Raw genomic sequence first — 15151 nt, 5'->3', positions numbered from 1 at the left:
TTAACTGGACCAGAACTTCTAATTTAATAAGAGAGTTGTATGTAGGTTTTAGTTTGGATACTTAAAACTTAGTACGTAGAACTTAAAACACAAAAAAATGTTAGATTCATTAAAAAAAATGTTTTCGGGTAACGAAGCCGATATTCCTGTAAATACCGGAAGTAAACCAGATATTTCTAGAGTAAAATCGGCTGAATTGTATGAGAAATCTAAAACGTATTTCCCGGGTGGTGTAAACTCTCCGGTAAGGGCCTTTAAATCTGTTTACGGCACGCCTCTTTTTATCGAAAAAGGCGATGGTTGTTACATTTGGGATGCTGATGGAAATCAGTTTATTGATTTCTGTGGAAGCTGGGGACCATTGATTTTAGGTCACAATAATCCTAAAATTCGGGAAAAAGTTACTGAGGTAATGCAAAACGGAATGAGTTTCGGTGCGCCAACGGCTTTGGAAAATGAATTGGCAGAATTGATTATCAAAAACAATCGTTTTGTAGAGAAAATTCGTTTCACAAGTTCCGGTACAGAAGCCGTAATGTCTGCCATTCGTTTGGCCAGAGGTTTTACCGGCAGAGATAAAATTATCAAGTTTGAAGGCTGCTACCATGGGCATAGCGATTCACTTTTAGTTAAAGCTGGTTCTGGTTTAGTTACATTTGGCGAAACTTCTTCTGCAGGTGTTCCAAAATCTTTTGCTGAAGAAACAATTGTGATTCCTTTGAATGATACAGCAGCTATTGAGGAGGCTTTTGCTCAGTTTAAAGATCAGGTTGCTGCGGTAATTATTGAGGGTATCCCGGCTAATAATGGATTAATTTTACAGGATGAAGAATACATCAAATTTCTGCGTAAAATTTGTACCGATAACAGGGTTTTATTGATTTTTGATGAGGTAATTACCGGTTTTCGTGTTGGTTTTGAAGGTGCAGCGGCACATTACGGCATAACGCCAGATATTGTTACCTACGGTAAAATAATTGGTGGCGGTTTGCCTGTGGGTATGTATGGTGCTAGCGCTGAAATTATGTCGCACATTTCGCCTGATGGTGGCGTTTACCAGGCGGGTACTTTATCCGGAAATCCGGTAGCTATGGCCGCGGGTATCGCAACTTTAATTGAATTGAACAAATCGGGGTTTTATAAAGATTTGAATAATAAAACACAAGATTTTGTTGCGAGTATTCAGCGTTTTGCTACCGCGAGAAATTATAAGTTTAAGGTTTTTACAGTTGGTTCTATTTTTTGGTTTGCTTTTACCGAGAAAGAAAAAATTCAAACAGCTGATGATATTGATGCGGGTAGCATGGAAAAATTTAAAATAATGCACCGCGAACTACTGAACCGTGGCATTTATTTAGGTCCATCAGGGTATGAAGTTGGTTTTGTATCTGCAGCGCACACAAAAATAGAATTGGAAAAAGCGAAGAGAGCAATTTTTGAAGCGCTTGATTTGGTGTTTAAAAAGTAGGTTCTTTTTAGCCACGGAGATTTTTTACCATAAAAGGCATTAGCCAAACATCATTAACAGGTACGAAGCAATCTTAAAGCTTCGGGTTGTAAAATAGCGATTGTTATGGAATTGCTTCGTGCCCCGCAATAGAGAGAGCGTAAATAGCTCTGAGGGGGTTGTCACCGTTTGGAGAGTGCAGGGGGAAATTTAAGTTTCTTTCTGAGGGCTAAATTCCCTAAACCAGATTCAAGTGGAAATGCTTTTTTGAGCAGTATTCCTGAATAAAGTGTCATGCTGAGGCACGAAGCATCTGCAACCGATGAAACACCTGCCTGCCGCAGGCAGGGATGCTCTGTACCTTAGCATGACAGAAGTTAAAAAAGATTGAAACGCCCGCCTGCCGGAGGGCAGGAAAGGCGGGGCTGAAATAACCAAAATGAACAGAAAATTGCTTTTCAAATAAATAGAATAAAATGGTTCGTGAGGACACAAACCATGGCAATAATAAAAAAATTAAAGCCCCATTAGGGGTTGGGGTATGAAGAAATCAATTATCATATTTTACGCGTTATTGCTTTACGCATTAATTCAGCTCATTTCCTGGGGCACTTTGGTGGTGCGCTTGCAACCAAGCCGCATGACAATGATTATGGGCGAGGGTTCTGTGTTTTTGTTTTTGCTTTGTATTGGCGGATATTTTCTGCATCAATCGTTAAAACGGGAAGATAAATTAAGAGAGCAACAGCAGAATTTTTTAATGTCGATAACACACGAATTGAAATCGCCTTTGGCTGCTATAAAACTTTCTATTCAAACTATTGTTAAAAGAGATTTGGATAAAGCCCGCCAGGTTTCTTTATTAAATAATTCGTTAAAAGATATCGAGCGTTTGGATGATTTGGTAGAAAATATGCTATTGGCTACCAAAATTGAAAACCGATCTTATACATTTCCGAAAGAAGAGTTTAACTTTTCGGAATTGGTTTATAGAATTACGGATAGATTGCAGGTGCATTCTTGCGGGAATGAGCAACTTATAAATGCTCAAATTCAGCCAAATTTGCAGTTAGTGGGTGACAAATTTGCCTTATCGTCAGTTGTTACCAATTTAATAGAAAATGCAGTTAAATATTCGAGTCCATGTGATGAGATAAATGTGCTTTTAAACCAGGTGGATGGGCATATTCAGCTGAGTGTAATTGATAAAGGACCAGGTATTTCAGATGCCGAAAAAATGTTGATATTTGATAAGTTTTACCGCGTTGGTAATGAGAATGTCAGAAAAGCGAAGGGAACAGGTTTAGGCTTGTTTATTGTGAAAGAGGTTTTACAATACCATGATGCAGATATTACAGTAAAAGACAATTTGCCTCAGGGAAGTATTTTTGAAGTAACATTTAGTTAATCTCAATTATGTCACAAAAATTAAGAATATTATTGGTAGAAGACGAGGATCACTTGTTAGATGCTATTAAATTAAACCTCGAACTTGAGGGTTATAAAGTTCACGCCGTTAAAGATGGCAAAACCGCTCTTAAAATATTTAAAGAAGAACGCTTTAATCTAATCATTTTAGATGTTATGTTGCCTGAAATGGATGGTTTCCAAGTTTGTGAAACAATCCGTTTAGAGAATGCAGAAGTTCCGATTATGTTTTTAACAGCTAAAAATACATCAGAAGACCGTGTTTTAGGTTTGAAAAAAGGAGCTGATGATTATTTGGTTAAACCTTTCAACTTGGAAGAATTAATTCTTCGCGTTGGAATTTTAGTTAAACGTAGTTTAAAATCAGACGATTTAAAGGAGTTAAATTCTTATAAAATCGGTGATAAAACTATCTATTTTAATTCTTTTGAGTTGAAACATGATGATGGCACCATTACGCCGCTAACTAAAAAAGAAACGATGTTATTGAAGCTTTTAATTGAGCGTAAAAATGATGCTGTTTCTCGTGAACAGATTTTAGAAACAGTTTGGAATTATGATGTTTATCCATCAACAAGAACGATTGATAACTTCATTTTAACATTCCGTAAGTATTTTGAACCAGACCAAAAAAATCCCGTATATTTTCATTCAATCCGTGGCGTCGGCTATAAATTTACCGATATTCATTAATGTATAATAGTCTTGGCAGGTATGTATTGATGGCCGTTTTTTTACTGGCGGCATTGGTATGTATGTTTGTGGTTCAGTACGAACTTGCCGCTGTTGCAGGCCTTTTATTTGTTTTTGTTATTTGGAGTCATTTCAGGCATGGTTCTGTTTTAATGGCTTCTAAATATTTCAAAAATAATGAATTTGAAAAAGCAAAGCTGATGCTTGCAGAAGTGCCAAACCCAGAGCGATTATCGAAAAACCGCAGAGGTTATTACGAGTTTATGCAGGGAAATATTGCCCTCAAAGAAGAAAATTACGAAAAGGCTGAATATCATTTTCAACTGGCTAGCCGTTTTCCGGTAGGAGGTAAAACCCAAAAAGGATATGTGCTTATACATTTGGCAAACCTGGCGCTAAGAAGAAAAGATAGAGAGAAGGCAGAAGCTTATACAAAAATTGCTAAAGAACTGGCAGAATCTGCACGGTCTAAAGATATAATTGTTAAACTTGAAAAAGAAATAAGCAAATTATAATATTAGTATTGTCATTTTGAGAAACGAAGCACCGGTTTAGGAATAAAAAGGTTCTTCGTTTTTTTTTTATTTATACCTTTGCGCAATTAAATTTTTTACACTTAAGTCATCCTGAATTTATTTCAGGATCTATTTATTAAAATGATGCTGAAATAAATTCAGCAAGGCGATAGAGTGGAACAGCAACAACAAATCATGGAGAATAATTTATTTTTAGACGCAGCATTTTCGAAACAAACAGAACGTCCGCCGGTGTGGATGATGCGCCAGGCTGGTCGTTTTATGCCGCAATATTGGGAGATAAAGAACAAATACTCGTTTTTAGAGATGTGTAAAACCCCTGAAATTGCAGCCGATGTAACCATGTTGCCTGTTGATTTGTTGGATATTGATGCAGCGATTTTATTCTGTGATATTTTAGTAACTGGAGAAGCAATGGGTGGCGATTTGAGTTTTACTCAAGGCGTAGGACCAAAATTTGCAAATCCGGTGCGTAACGCTCAAGATATTGAAAACTTAAATGTAGATTGTTTAGATGAATTGCAGTATGTTGCAGATGCAATTAAAGTGATTCAACAACGATTAAACGGTCGTATTCCATTAATTGGTTTTGCTGGTGCACCTTTTACTGTTATGAGCTATTTAATTGAAGGTGGCTCATCTAAAGATTTTAAGTTAACTAAGCTTTTTATTCATAATCAACCAGAATTAGCACATAAACTTTTAGCAAAGATTGCAAAGGTTACTGCCGATTATTTAAACCTTCAAATTGCTGCCGGCGTTAATGCGGTTCAGATTTTCGATAGCTGGGCATTAGCATTGTCGTGGAACGATTATCAGGAGTTTTCTCATCGTTACATTCAGGAAATTATTGCAAACCTAAACAGAAAAGATATTCCGGTAATTTCCTTCTGTAAAGGAAGTTCGGTTTTTGCACCAATTATGGCAGAAGCTAAGCCAGATGTAATTTCTGTTGATTGGAATGCAGATTTATTAAACATAAAAAATGCTTTACCAAATGGCATAGCTGTACAAGGGAATTTAGATCCACATATTTTATATGCTGATAAATCTGTAATTAAAGCGCAAATACACAAATTGTTTGAGCGTATGCGTGGCACAGAAGGTTTTATCTTCAATTTAGGACATGGTATTATGCCAGATATTCCTTTTGATAATGTGAAATATGCTATTGATGTGGTAAAGGAGTTTAGGTATTAAACCCCTAAGTCCCTTTAAATAAAGTTTGGACAGCTAGTGTAAATTCTAGAGAGATGATAGAAATCCTTTTGCCATATTATCAACATTTTAAAGCAGTACACATCGTATTCGTAATTAGCTGGATGGCGGGGTTATTTTATATTTTAAGCCTTTTTATTTACCATACTGAAGCAAATGAAAAGGCTGAGCCTGAAAAAAGCATACTTGTAAATCAGTTTGTTAAAATGGAAGCTACATTATGGAAAATTATCGCCACACCGGCCATGATTATTTCTGTTTTAGCTGGTGTTGGTATGCTTACTTTAAATCCTGGTTTGATGAAAGCAGATTGGATGCATGTTAAACTTGGCTTCGTTATTGGCTTGATTATTTATCATTTTATCTGCCAGAATATTGTAAAGCAATTAAAAAACAATCAATTTAAATTGACAAGTTTTCAGCTCCGTTTATGGCGAGAGTTGGCTACGATTTTTATGATTGCAATTGTTTTTGTGGTTATTTTAAAAAGTGCTATCAATTGGATTTATGGTTTGATTGGCATAATGGGTGTTGCCATAGTTATTATGATTGCAGTTAAATTGTATAAGAATTATCGTTTAAAGAAGTAAGCTTTGGGCTGAAAGATTAAAGCATACTATAGATAACCATTCTTTGTTTTCTTTGCGTAAACTTAGTGTTCTTTGCGGTTAAATAAACGAAAAACTATCCTAAATTTGGGCGATAAACCCAAACACATGTTTACAGCTTCAGTTTTGAAGAAAACTTCACTTTTAGTATCATTTCTTTTTTGCTCATATTTTGCTTCTGCACAGTTTAATCAATCAGCATTAGAAAATAGAATTCGTCCCGATAGTAGCTTAACCAACGAAGTTCATTTTAACTTCTACAACCTCAACTTTGTTCGTAATTACGAATATACCAACGATTTTCATGATGGTTATACTTTGTATGGAACGCAGTTGCAACCTCAAATTACGTATTTTGCCCATCCCAATTTGGCCATTACCGCCGGTGCTTTCATTCGTAAAGATTTTGGTAGAAACGGAATTACTGATGCTAAACCATTATTCAGTTTAAAATATCATAAAAGAAATTTAACCCTAATTTTCGGAAGTTTGGAAGGTGGAATACAGCACAAATATATCGAGCCACTTTATAATTTTGAAAGAACCTTAACCAATCCGATTGAATATGGTACGCAGTTATTGGTTGAGCGTAAGCGGTTTAATCTGGATGCCTGGATTGCATGGCAAAAGATGATTGAAAAGGGTGAAGCTGCTAAGGAAGAGATTGTTGGAGGTTTATCTACAGAAACCACGATTGCTGAAAATAATGGCTGGAAATTTACTTTCCCTGCACAATTTTTGGCTTTCCATCAGGGAGGACAAATTGATGTTTTAAAAGAAATTCCGATTAGTACAGTTTTTAATGGTGCCGCTGGTCTGAAACTCCATAAAGAAATTAATAGCAACATTAAACAAGTCTACACCGATAACTATATAGCGGTTTATAAAGATTTATCGCCAGATAAAAGAAGGGCTTTTCAGGGTGGTTTTGGCGTATGGCTAAATGCAGGAGTAGAAAGTAAATGGGGAAGTTTAGTTGCTTCTTACTGGAAAGGAAATAATTTTATTTCTATTAAAGGTATGCCGCTTTATGAATCTGTTTCGAGTAATTTATACACTAATGGTTTAAAGCAAAGTGGCAGAAATATTGTTTCATTGCGTTATGCTTATCAAAAAGAATTGATTCCTAATTTATACCTCGATGTGCGCTTTGAACCCCATGTCGATTTGGATCATACCGACAAGCAATTGCAGTTTAATCATTCGTTTTTCTTGATTTATAAGCAGGATTTTAGATTGTTTAAATTGAGAAAAACAGATTAATTCATTATTGCCCTTTTTTAAAAGTTATTATTTTATAAAACAGATTTACATCTTCCTAAATAAACTATCAAAAATTTATTGGTTAAGTTAATTAAAGGTAACATTAAACTAGATCATTTTATTTTCTCAGAAGAATGGGTTAAATAATATGATTTTAGGTTTGACTTTCCAAGCAATAATATTAGATTTGCACAAAAAAAATTGATACATGAGCGTTTTAGTAAATAAAGATTCTAAGGTTATCGTTCAGGGTTTTACCGGAAACGAAGGAACTTACCACGCCGAACAAATGTTGGCGTATGGTACAAACGTAGTTGGTGGTGTAACGCCTGGCAAAGGTGGGCAATTACATTTAGAAAAGCCTGTTTTTAATACTGTTAAAGATGCTGTTGATAAAACCGGAGCAAATGTATCTATCATTTTCGTTCCGCCGGCTTTTGCTGCTGATGCGATTATGGAAGCTGCCGAAGGTGGTATTAAAGTGATTGTTTGTATTACTGAAGGTATTCCAACTAAGGATATGATTCAGGTTAAAGAATATATTTCTGACCGCGATGTTACACTTATCGGCCCAAATTGCCCTGGTGTAATTACTGCTGATGAAGCTAAAATTGGTATTATGCCAGGATTTATCTTCAAGAAAGGTCACGTAGGTGTGGTTTCTAAATCAGGAACTTTAACTTACGAAGCTGTAGATCAAGTGGTTAAAGCTGGCTTAGGTATTACTACCGCTATCGGTATCGGTGGCGACCCAATCATTGGTACACCAACTGTTGAAGCAGTTAAATTATTAATGAACGACCCTGAAACTCACGGTATCATCATGATTGGTGAAATTGGTGGCGGTATGGAAGCTGAAGCTGCTCGTTGGATTAAAGAAAATGGTACTAAACCTGTTGTTGGTTTCATCGCTGGTCAAACTGCTCCTGCCGGACGTAGAATGGGTCACGCTGGTGCAATTGTAGGTGGCGCTGATGATACGGCTGCTGCAAAAATGAAAATCATGCGTGAGTGTGGTATTCGCGTTGTAGAAAGCCCGGCTGAGATTGGTGCTGCAATGGCAGAAGAATTAGCAAAATAAGATTTATAAAATCATATAAATGAAAGCGTTTCGATTAATTTCGAGACGCTTTTTTTTGTTTACTAAGTTAGTTGGTTATTAGTTTTGCCACGGAATACACTGAAAAAAAGGAAAGAATTTAGAATTTGATGATTTTTTTTGCCACGGAAGCACGGAATACACAGAAAAGAAATAGTGAGAAGGAGAAATTTGTTTAGATTAGTTAAAATTATCGTTCATGGATTATCAAATAAGACAAGATAATCTTCCCTATAAAAATGAAACTGATTTAATTATTAATGCGTCAATCGAAGTTCATAAAGCTTTGGGCTGCGGTTTTTTAGAAATTGTTTACAAAGATGCGCTTTGCATTGAGTTTGAACGAAGAGGTTATTTTTTAGAAAGAGAAAAGTATTATCCTGTATACTATAAAGATATTCTACTCCCACATAGTTTTTATGCAGATTTTATTGTTTTCGACACCGTAATTCTCGAAGTTAAATCGAAAAGCGGAATTGCGAATGAAGATTTAGCTCAAACCATAAACTATCTAAAATGCTCCGAATGCAAAGTTGGTTTGGTTTTAAACTTTGGCAAACCAACTTTAGAAATTAGACGTGTGATTTTATAAAATCCAAATTCCGTGTCTTCTGTGTTTCCGTGGCAACTTCAAGAGAAAAAATATCATCTCTTTGTAAACACTAAGTCAAACATTTCAACATACAAACCAAATTGAAATCTATAGCGTATATTGATGCATGAGAACGATGTTAAATAAACTATTTTTGATTTCTACTGTTGCAATAATTACAAGTTTATCTGCTTGTGCACAAAAGCAAGAGAAGAAAGAAGTTGAAAAGGTAGAACAAGTAAAAAATATAACAGCCAAAAAGAAAATGAATTGGAATGCATTAACACCCGAAGAAGAAAGAGTAATCGTAAATAAAGGCACAGAATATCCAGGTACAGGAAAGTATGAGCATACAACCGAAAAAGGCACCTACACATGTAAGCGTTGCGATGCAGCTCTATATCGTTCGGAAAGTAAGTTTGATGCTCGATGCGGATGGCCGGCTTTTGACGATGAAATCAAAGGTGCTGTTAAACGTATTCCAGATGCAGATGGCTCGCGTACAGAGATTGTTTGCGCAAACTGTGGCGCACATTTAGGTCACGTATTTATTGGTGAAGGATTTACCAACAAAGATACTCGTCATTGCGTAAATTCTATCTCGATGAATTTCGTTCCGGATAAGAAATAAAGGTGGGTATAGTAGGGTTAGGTTAAGGTGTACAGCGAATGTTGTACACCTTTTTTTGTGCTTGTAAATCAAGCTGTTTTTCCACAATTTATTGATTATAAACTAAATGCTTATATTTGCAGGCTCGATAAAGAAATTTTAGCCTATGAAGTATTTTCTGATATTAAGTTTTTGTTTCCTGTTTTTACAAGGTAAAGCACAAAATTCTGACTCATCAAATGAACCTGAAAGCATCAAGAAAACAGTCTTAGCAACTTATTACCACAGAAAATTCGAAGGTCGCAGAACAACAAGCGGCGCAAAATACAGAGCTAAAAAACACACCGCTGCGCATCGCACATTACCCTTCGGAACAATGATTACAGTAACCAATCCGGATAACGGAAAATCGGTTGTGGTTAAGGTTAATGATCGTGGTCCTTTCTCTAAAAGATTAGCTATAGATTTATCAGAAAGTGCTGCAAAAGAAATTGGTATCTATCATAAAGGTGTTGCTACGGTAGAACTTAGCTATACTGTTGAATAACATTCTATTTAGCTCTAATCTACACCTCAAATTGCCCTCAAATTTAAGTTATTAACACTCAAATTTGTTTGCTAACCCCTTGAAAAGAAACAATTAGCTTTTTTTTTGATTGAAAATGATATTTAGCTGATTGATTTCTCCACCGGTTTCACGGTAGTGTTAACAACTTTGGTTCACAAAAAAGGGCTCCTGTATATATATTTGTTTTAACAAAGTTCTTCAACTTCTGGCGCTAAAAAACAAATACAAAAGCTTAGTTTTTAGTAATTTATATGCGAATCTCTCTGATTACAAATTTAAATTTACCTAACTAAAAACTACGTTGTTTGCCTGGCGACGAGGTTGGTACTTTCACTCTAGAGTTTTAATAAAAACATTTCAATCATCATATAAAATTGATGAATGCGTGGTTTTGTCGGCTCTGTTTAAAATGAAGTTTAAAAAATATCAGCTTATGGAACAGGAATTATTACTACAAGAAAATAAAGACAGATTTGTGCTTTTGCCTATAAAATATCCGGCAATTTGGGAAATGTATAAAAAAACTGAAGCTAGTTTCTGGACAGCTGAAGAGATTGACCTTTCTGATGACCAAAAACACTGGGATAATTTAAATGATGGCGAAAGACATTTTATCTCACACATTCTTGCTTTCTTTTCTGCTAGTGATGGTATTGTTAACGAAAATTTAGCCGTTAACTTCATGAGTGAGGTTCAGTTACCAGAAGCTCGTTGTTTCTATGGTTTCCAGATTATGATGGAAAACATCCACGCCGAAACCTATGCCTTATTAATTGATACTTACATTAAAGATCCAGAAGAAAAAGATCGTTTATTCCACGCTATCGATACTGTTCCGGCAGTAAAAAGAAAAGCAGAATGGGCACTTCGATGGATAGAAAACGGAACTTTTGCAGAACGTTTAGTTGCTTTTGCCGCAGTTGAAGGTATTTTCTTCAGCGGAAGTTTCTGTTCTATTTTCTGGTTAAAGAAACGTGGCTTAATGCCAGGTTTAACTTTCAGTAACGAGTTAATCTCTAGAGATGAAGGCTCACATTGCGAATTCGCCTGCTTACTGTACAGCATGTTAAGCAATAAACTAAGCGAAGAGCAAGTTCATGGAATCATCAGCGATGCTGTAGAAATTGAAAAAGAATTTATTACAGATGCTTTGCCAGTTGCTTTAATTGGTATGAACGCAAAATTAATGAGCCAGTACATCGAGTTTGTTGCCGATAGATGGTTACAAGAATTAGGCTACAAAAAAATCTATAACGCAACCAATCCTTTCGATTTTATGGAGATGATTTCATTGCAGGGAAAAACAAATTTCTTTGAAAAGCGTGTTGGCGATTATCAGAAAAGTGGCGTATTAACCTCTGCTGATAATAAAGCTCAGGCCTTTTCTTTAGATGAAGACTTTTAAGGTTGGGGGTTAAAATTAAAAAGTTTAAAGTTGAAAGCTCGCCCTTGCCTTCATTGCAAGGAACGAAGCAATTTTAATGCAAGAGAAAATAAACAAGAATTATAAACGTGATTAACAAGTCTTGATACTTGATACGCACTACTAAATAAAAAAACATGCCTTAAAAGTCCTCCCTTCTGGGGAGGGTTGGGAGGGGCGCTAAATCTCATAAATTATGTTCGTACTAAAAAGAGATGGCCGGAAAGAGCCGGTACAATTTGACAAAATCACAGCTCGTATTCAAAAGTTGTGTTATAGTTTAAATGCAGACCTTGTAGATCCAATTGATGTTGCCAAGAAGGTAATTGAAGGTCTATATGATGGTGTAACTACATCAGAGTTAGATAACCTTGCCGCAGAAACCGCTGCTTCGTTAACTACAAAACACCCTGATTATGCTTTACTGGCATCGCGTATAGCGGTTTCTAACTTGCATAAAAACACTACAAAATCATTCTCGGGTACGATGAAAATGTTGTACGAATACTTCGACCCGAAAGCGCAAAAAGCCGCACCGCTTATCGCTGATGATGTTTATGAGATTATTGAGAAAAACGCTGATATTTTAGATAGCTCTATTATTTACGATCGTGATTTTGGTTTCGACTATTTCGGTTTTAAAACTTTAGAAAAATCTTATCTGTTAAAAGTAAACGGTAAAATTGTTGAGCGTCCTCAGCATTTATTTATGCGTGTTTCTGTTGGTATCCACAAAGAAGATATCGAGAGCGCAATCAAAACGTATAATTTAATGAGCGAGCGTTGGTTTACACACGCTACACCAACATTATTTAATGCGGCTACGCCGAAACCTCAAATGTCGTCATGTTTCTTATTAACTATGCAAGATGATAGTATTGAAGGTATTTATGATACATTAAAACAAACTGCTAAAATTTCTCAAAGTGCTGGTGGTATTGGTTTAAGCATCCATAACATTCGTGCTACGGGTTCATATATTGGTGGTACAAACGGTACAAGTAACGGTATTATTCCGATGTTACGTGTATTTAATGATACAGCCCGTTATGTAGACCAAGGCGGTGGTAAACGTAAAGGTGCTTTTGCAATTTATTTAGAGCCTTGGCATGCAGATGTTTTCGAATTCTTAGACTTGCGTAAAAATCATGGTAAAGAAGAAATGCGTGCCCGTGATTTATTTTATGCCCTTTGGATAAACGATTTGTTTATGCAACGTGTTAAAGATAACGGCGATTGGACATTATTCTGCCCACACGAAGCACCGGGTTTAGCAGATTGTTTCGGTAAGGAGTTTGAAGATTTATATACTAAATACGAAGCTGAAGGTCGCGGACGTAAAACCATTAAAGCACAAGAGCTTTGGTTTGCCATTTTAGATTCGCAAATTGAAACAGGTACACCGTATATGTTGTTTAAAGATGCAGCGAACAGCAAATCTAACCAACAGAATTTAGGTACAATCAAGTCTTCTAACTTATGTACGGAGATTATTGAGTACACCTCTAAAGATGAAGTGGCGGTTTGTAACTTAGCATCATTAGCATTACCCCGTTTTGTTATCAATGGCACTTTCGACCACCAAAAATTATACGATGTAACTTATCAGGCTACTTTAAACCTGAATAAAATTATCGATCATAACTATTACCCGGTTCAAGAAGCTGAAAACTCAAACATGCGCCACCGTCCGGTTGGTTTAGGTGTGCAAGGTTTAGCTGATGCATTTATTTTATTGCGTTTACCATTCGAAAGTGATGAAGCAAAACGTTTAAACAAAGATATTTTCGAAACGATTTATTTCGCATCGATGACAGCTTCTAACGATTTGGCCGTAAAACATGGTCCTTACCAAACATTTAAAGGTTCTCCGTTATCAAAAGGTCAGTTCCAGTTTGATTTATGGAATGTAACACCAGATAGCGGCAGATGGGATTGGAGTGCTCTACGTAAAAAAGTAGTTAAAGATGGTGTATACAACTCTTTATTGGTTGCGCCAATGCCAACGGCTTCTACTTCTCAAATTTTGGGTAACAACGAATGTTTCGAGCCATATACTTCAAACATTTACACTCGCCGAGTATTAAGTGGAGAATTTGTTGTGGTAAACAAACACTTATTGAAAGATTTAGTAGCATTGGGTTTATGGAACAACGATATGAAAAACCAAATCATATTGGCTAATGGTTCAATCCAGGCAATTCCATCTATCCCAGATTACATTAAAGAATTATACAAAACAGTTTGGGAGATCAAGATGCGTAACATCATCGATATGGCTGCCGACCGTGGTGCATATATCTGCCAGTCTCAATCTTTAAACTTGTTTGTAAATGCGCCAAATACTTCAAAATTAACTTCAATGCACTTCTACGCATGGGAAAAAGGTTTGAAAACCGGAATGTATTATTTACGTACTCAGGCTGCATCACAAGCGGTTAAATTTACAGTAGAAAACCAGGGTGGTAAAGCAATTGAAGCTGTAATTCCTGCAAACATTCCTCAAGATCAGGTTGCAGAGGAAATTGTAGACGGGCCAGTTTGTTCAATGGAAGAAGGCTGTATTAGTTGTTCAGGTTAAGCTGAGAGCTTAAAGCAGAAAGATTAAAGCGAAAAGCTGACCACTTCGCCGTCATTGCGAGGTACGAAGCAATCTTAAAGCAATAATATCATAAGGTTTTGGGCAAACGCTCAAAACCTTATTTTTTGTTTATATTTTTGTAATGCAATTGGGCTAACCTTACGCCTTAAACCTTATGCCTTCAACCGTAAAACATAGCAAACACGAAATCATTCCCTGCGAACGGTGCGGAACGGCTATAGAGTGCAAGGCAAATTCTTACACCAAATGCCAATGTAGCGTGGTTCAATTGAGCATTAACGAAGTGCAATATATCTCAGAATTGTACGATGGTTGTTTATGTGCGAAATGTTTATTCGAACTGCAACAGGAGTATAGAGAAGAAATAGGGGTTTAAAAAACTAATTATCCGTCGGCTGAAGCCAACGGCAATGAAATGCAATGAGGTTATAGGTGGGTTATTCATTGCAGGCTGCTTCAGCAGCCTGAGCATATAAGGGTTGTATGTAGGCTTTAGCCAAAGTAAATGTAGTTGTTGTCTTGAGTATATCGAAGAATCATCATCATTTCCTTGATTAAAAACTTGAAAAGCAGGTTTCTGCTCTTTTCGGTTGCTACAATCCCGCCATTCCTGTCCGTCTGGCAGGCGGGCGCTTCAATCTTTTATGTTCCTTCGACAAGCTCATTATTACAAATAAAAAGTATTTCCGCTGCTGCCGGGTTTAAGTAACAAAAGATTGTTTTCCTGAAAATTTGCAGTTTTTATAATTTCAAATTTTTTATCCGTCGGCTGAAGCCAGACGGAAATGAAATGCAATGAGGTTATAAGGTGGATTATTTATTGCAGTCGGCTTTAGCCGCCTGTGTTTAGAAAAAATTTGCAATGGCTTTAGCCAAATTTTTAAACTTTGCAGCCTTACATAGTAACAAAAACTTCTCAACCTAAACGGGATAGGAGCCTACCGTGTACCCACATCTTTTTGGATTTCGAATCCTAAATAGATATTATAGAATTTTTGGAGACCGAGTATTAGGGTTGTTGCACCAGGCTTCCTCTGTGATGAATAACCTTTCCAACCACCTAA

At 36.3% G+C, this 15151-nt stretch carries 14 protein-coding genes; all 14 read left to right on the top strand.

The features are described from left to right. Positions 1–97 precede the first annotated feature (97 nt). On the top strand, positions 98–1468 hold the full coding sequence (gene hemL / locus LUA90_RS18460) for a glutamate-1-semialdehyde 2,1-aminomutase (RefSeq protein WP_231492060.1): 1371 nt from the start codon (positions 98–100) through the stop codon (positions 1466–1468). Positions 1469–1988: 520 nt separating this feature from the next. Next, a complete protein-coding gene (locus tag LUA90_RS18455) occupies positions 1989–2855 on the top strand; it encodes a sensor histidine kinase KdpD (RefSeq protein ID WP_231463400.1) in 867 nt (288 codons plus the stop codon). A gap of 8 nt (positions 2856–2863) precedes the next feature. Then, positions 2864–3568, top strand: a complete 705-nt coding sequence (locus tag LUA90_RS18450) for a response regulator transcription factor (RefSeq protein WP_109926856.1) — start codon at positions 2864–2866, stop codon at positions 3566–3568. Further along, positions 3568–4083 carry a hypothetical protein gene (locus LUA90_RS18445; RefSeq protein WP_231463398.1) on the top strand — a complete coding sequence of 172 codons (516 nt, stop codon included), beginning with the start codon at positions 3568–3570 and terminating at the stop codon, positions 4081–4083. The genes LUA90_RS18450 and LUA90_RS18445 overlap by 1 nt, the downstream gene beginning before the upstream one ends. A gap of 195 nt (positions 4084–4278) precedes the next feature. Then, positions 4279–5304 carry a uroporphyrinogen decarboxylase gene (gene hemE, locus LUA90_RS18440; RefSeq protein ID WP_231463396.1) on the top strand — a complete coding sequence of 342 codons (1026 nt, stop codon included), beginning with the start codon at positions 4279–4281 and terminating at the stop codon, positions 5302–5304. 53 nt (positions 5305–5357) lie between these two features. Next, positions 5358–5912: a CopD family protein gene (locus LUA90_RS18435; protein ID WP_231492059.1), complete on the top strand. Its 555-nt coding sequence runs from the start codon at positions 5358–5360 to the stop codon at positions 5910–5912. Positions 5913–6038: 126 nt separating this feature from the next. Next, positions 6039–7193: a hypothetical protein gene (locus tag LUA90_RS18430; RefSeq protein WP_231463392.1), complete on the top strand. Its 1155-nt coding sequence runs from the start codon at positions 6039–6041 to the stop codon at positions 7191–7193. 208 nt (positions 7194–7401) lie between these two features. Beyond that, on the top strand, positions 7402–8274 hold the full coding sequence (sucD, locus tag LUA90_RS18425) for a succinate--CoA ligase subunit alpha (RefSeq protein WP_231463390.1): 873 nt from the start codon (positions 7402–7404) through the stop codon (positions 8272–8274). A 217-nt stretch (positions 8275–8491) separates the two neighbouring features. Further along, positions 8492–8884 carry a GxxExxY protein gene (locus tag LUA90_RS18420; protein ID WP_231463388.1) on the top strand — a complete coding sequence of 131 codons (393 nt, stop codon included), beginning with the start codon at positions 8492–8494 and terminating at the stop codon, positions 8882–8884. Positions 8885–9011: 127 nt separating this feature from the next. After that, positions 9012–9515 carry a methionine-R-sulfoxide reductase gene (locus tag LUA90_RS18415; protein ID WP_231463386.1) on the top strand — a complete coding sequence of 168 codons (504 nt, stop codon included), beginning with the start codon at positions 9012–9014 and terminating at the stop codon, positions 9513–9515. 145 nt (positions 9516–9660) lie between these two features. Continuing rightward, positions 9661–10041, top strand: coding sequence for a septal ring lytic transglycosylase RlpA family protein (locus LUA90_RS18410; protein ID WP_231463384.1), 381 nt, complete (start codon positions 9661–9663; stop codon positions 10039–10041). A 430-nt stretch (positions 10042–10471) separates the two neighbouring features. Next, positions 10472–11467 carry a ribonucleoside-diphosphate reductase small subunit gene (locus LUA90_RS18405; RefSeq protein WP_231463382.1) on the top strand — a complete coding sequence of 332 codons (996 nt, stop codon included), beginning with the start codon at positions 10472–10474 and terminating at the stop codon, positions 11465–11467. Between the two features lie 214 nt (positions 11468–11681). Further along, on the top strand, positions 11682–14066 hold the full coding sequence (locus tag LUA90_RS18400) for a ribonucleoside-diphosphate reductase subunit alpha (protein WP_231463380.1): 2385 nt from the start codon (positions 11682–11684) through the stop codon (positions 14064–14066). 175 nt (positions 14067–14241) lie between these two features. Continuing rightward, the gene (locus LUA90_RS18395) at positions 14242–14463 is read left to right on the top strand and encodes a cysteine-rich CWC family protein (protein WP_231463378.1); all 222 of its coding nucleotides are present in this window, start codon (positions 14242–14244) and stop codon (positions 14461–14463) included. Positions 14464–15151: the final 688 nt, after the last annotated feature.

This window comes from Pedobacter sp. Leaf170 (genome assembly GCF_920984665.1).
In the GTDB taxonomy this organism is placed as follows: Bacteria; Bacteroidota; Bacteroidia; order Sphingobacteriales; family Sphingobacteriaceae; genus Pedobacter.
Note: the sequence above shows the minus strand (reverse complement) of the source record. Positions and strands in the feature narration are given on the sequence as shown.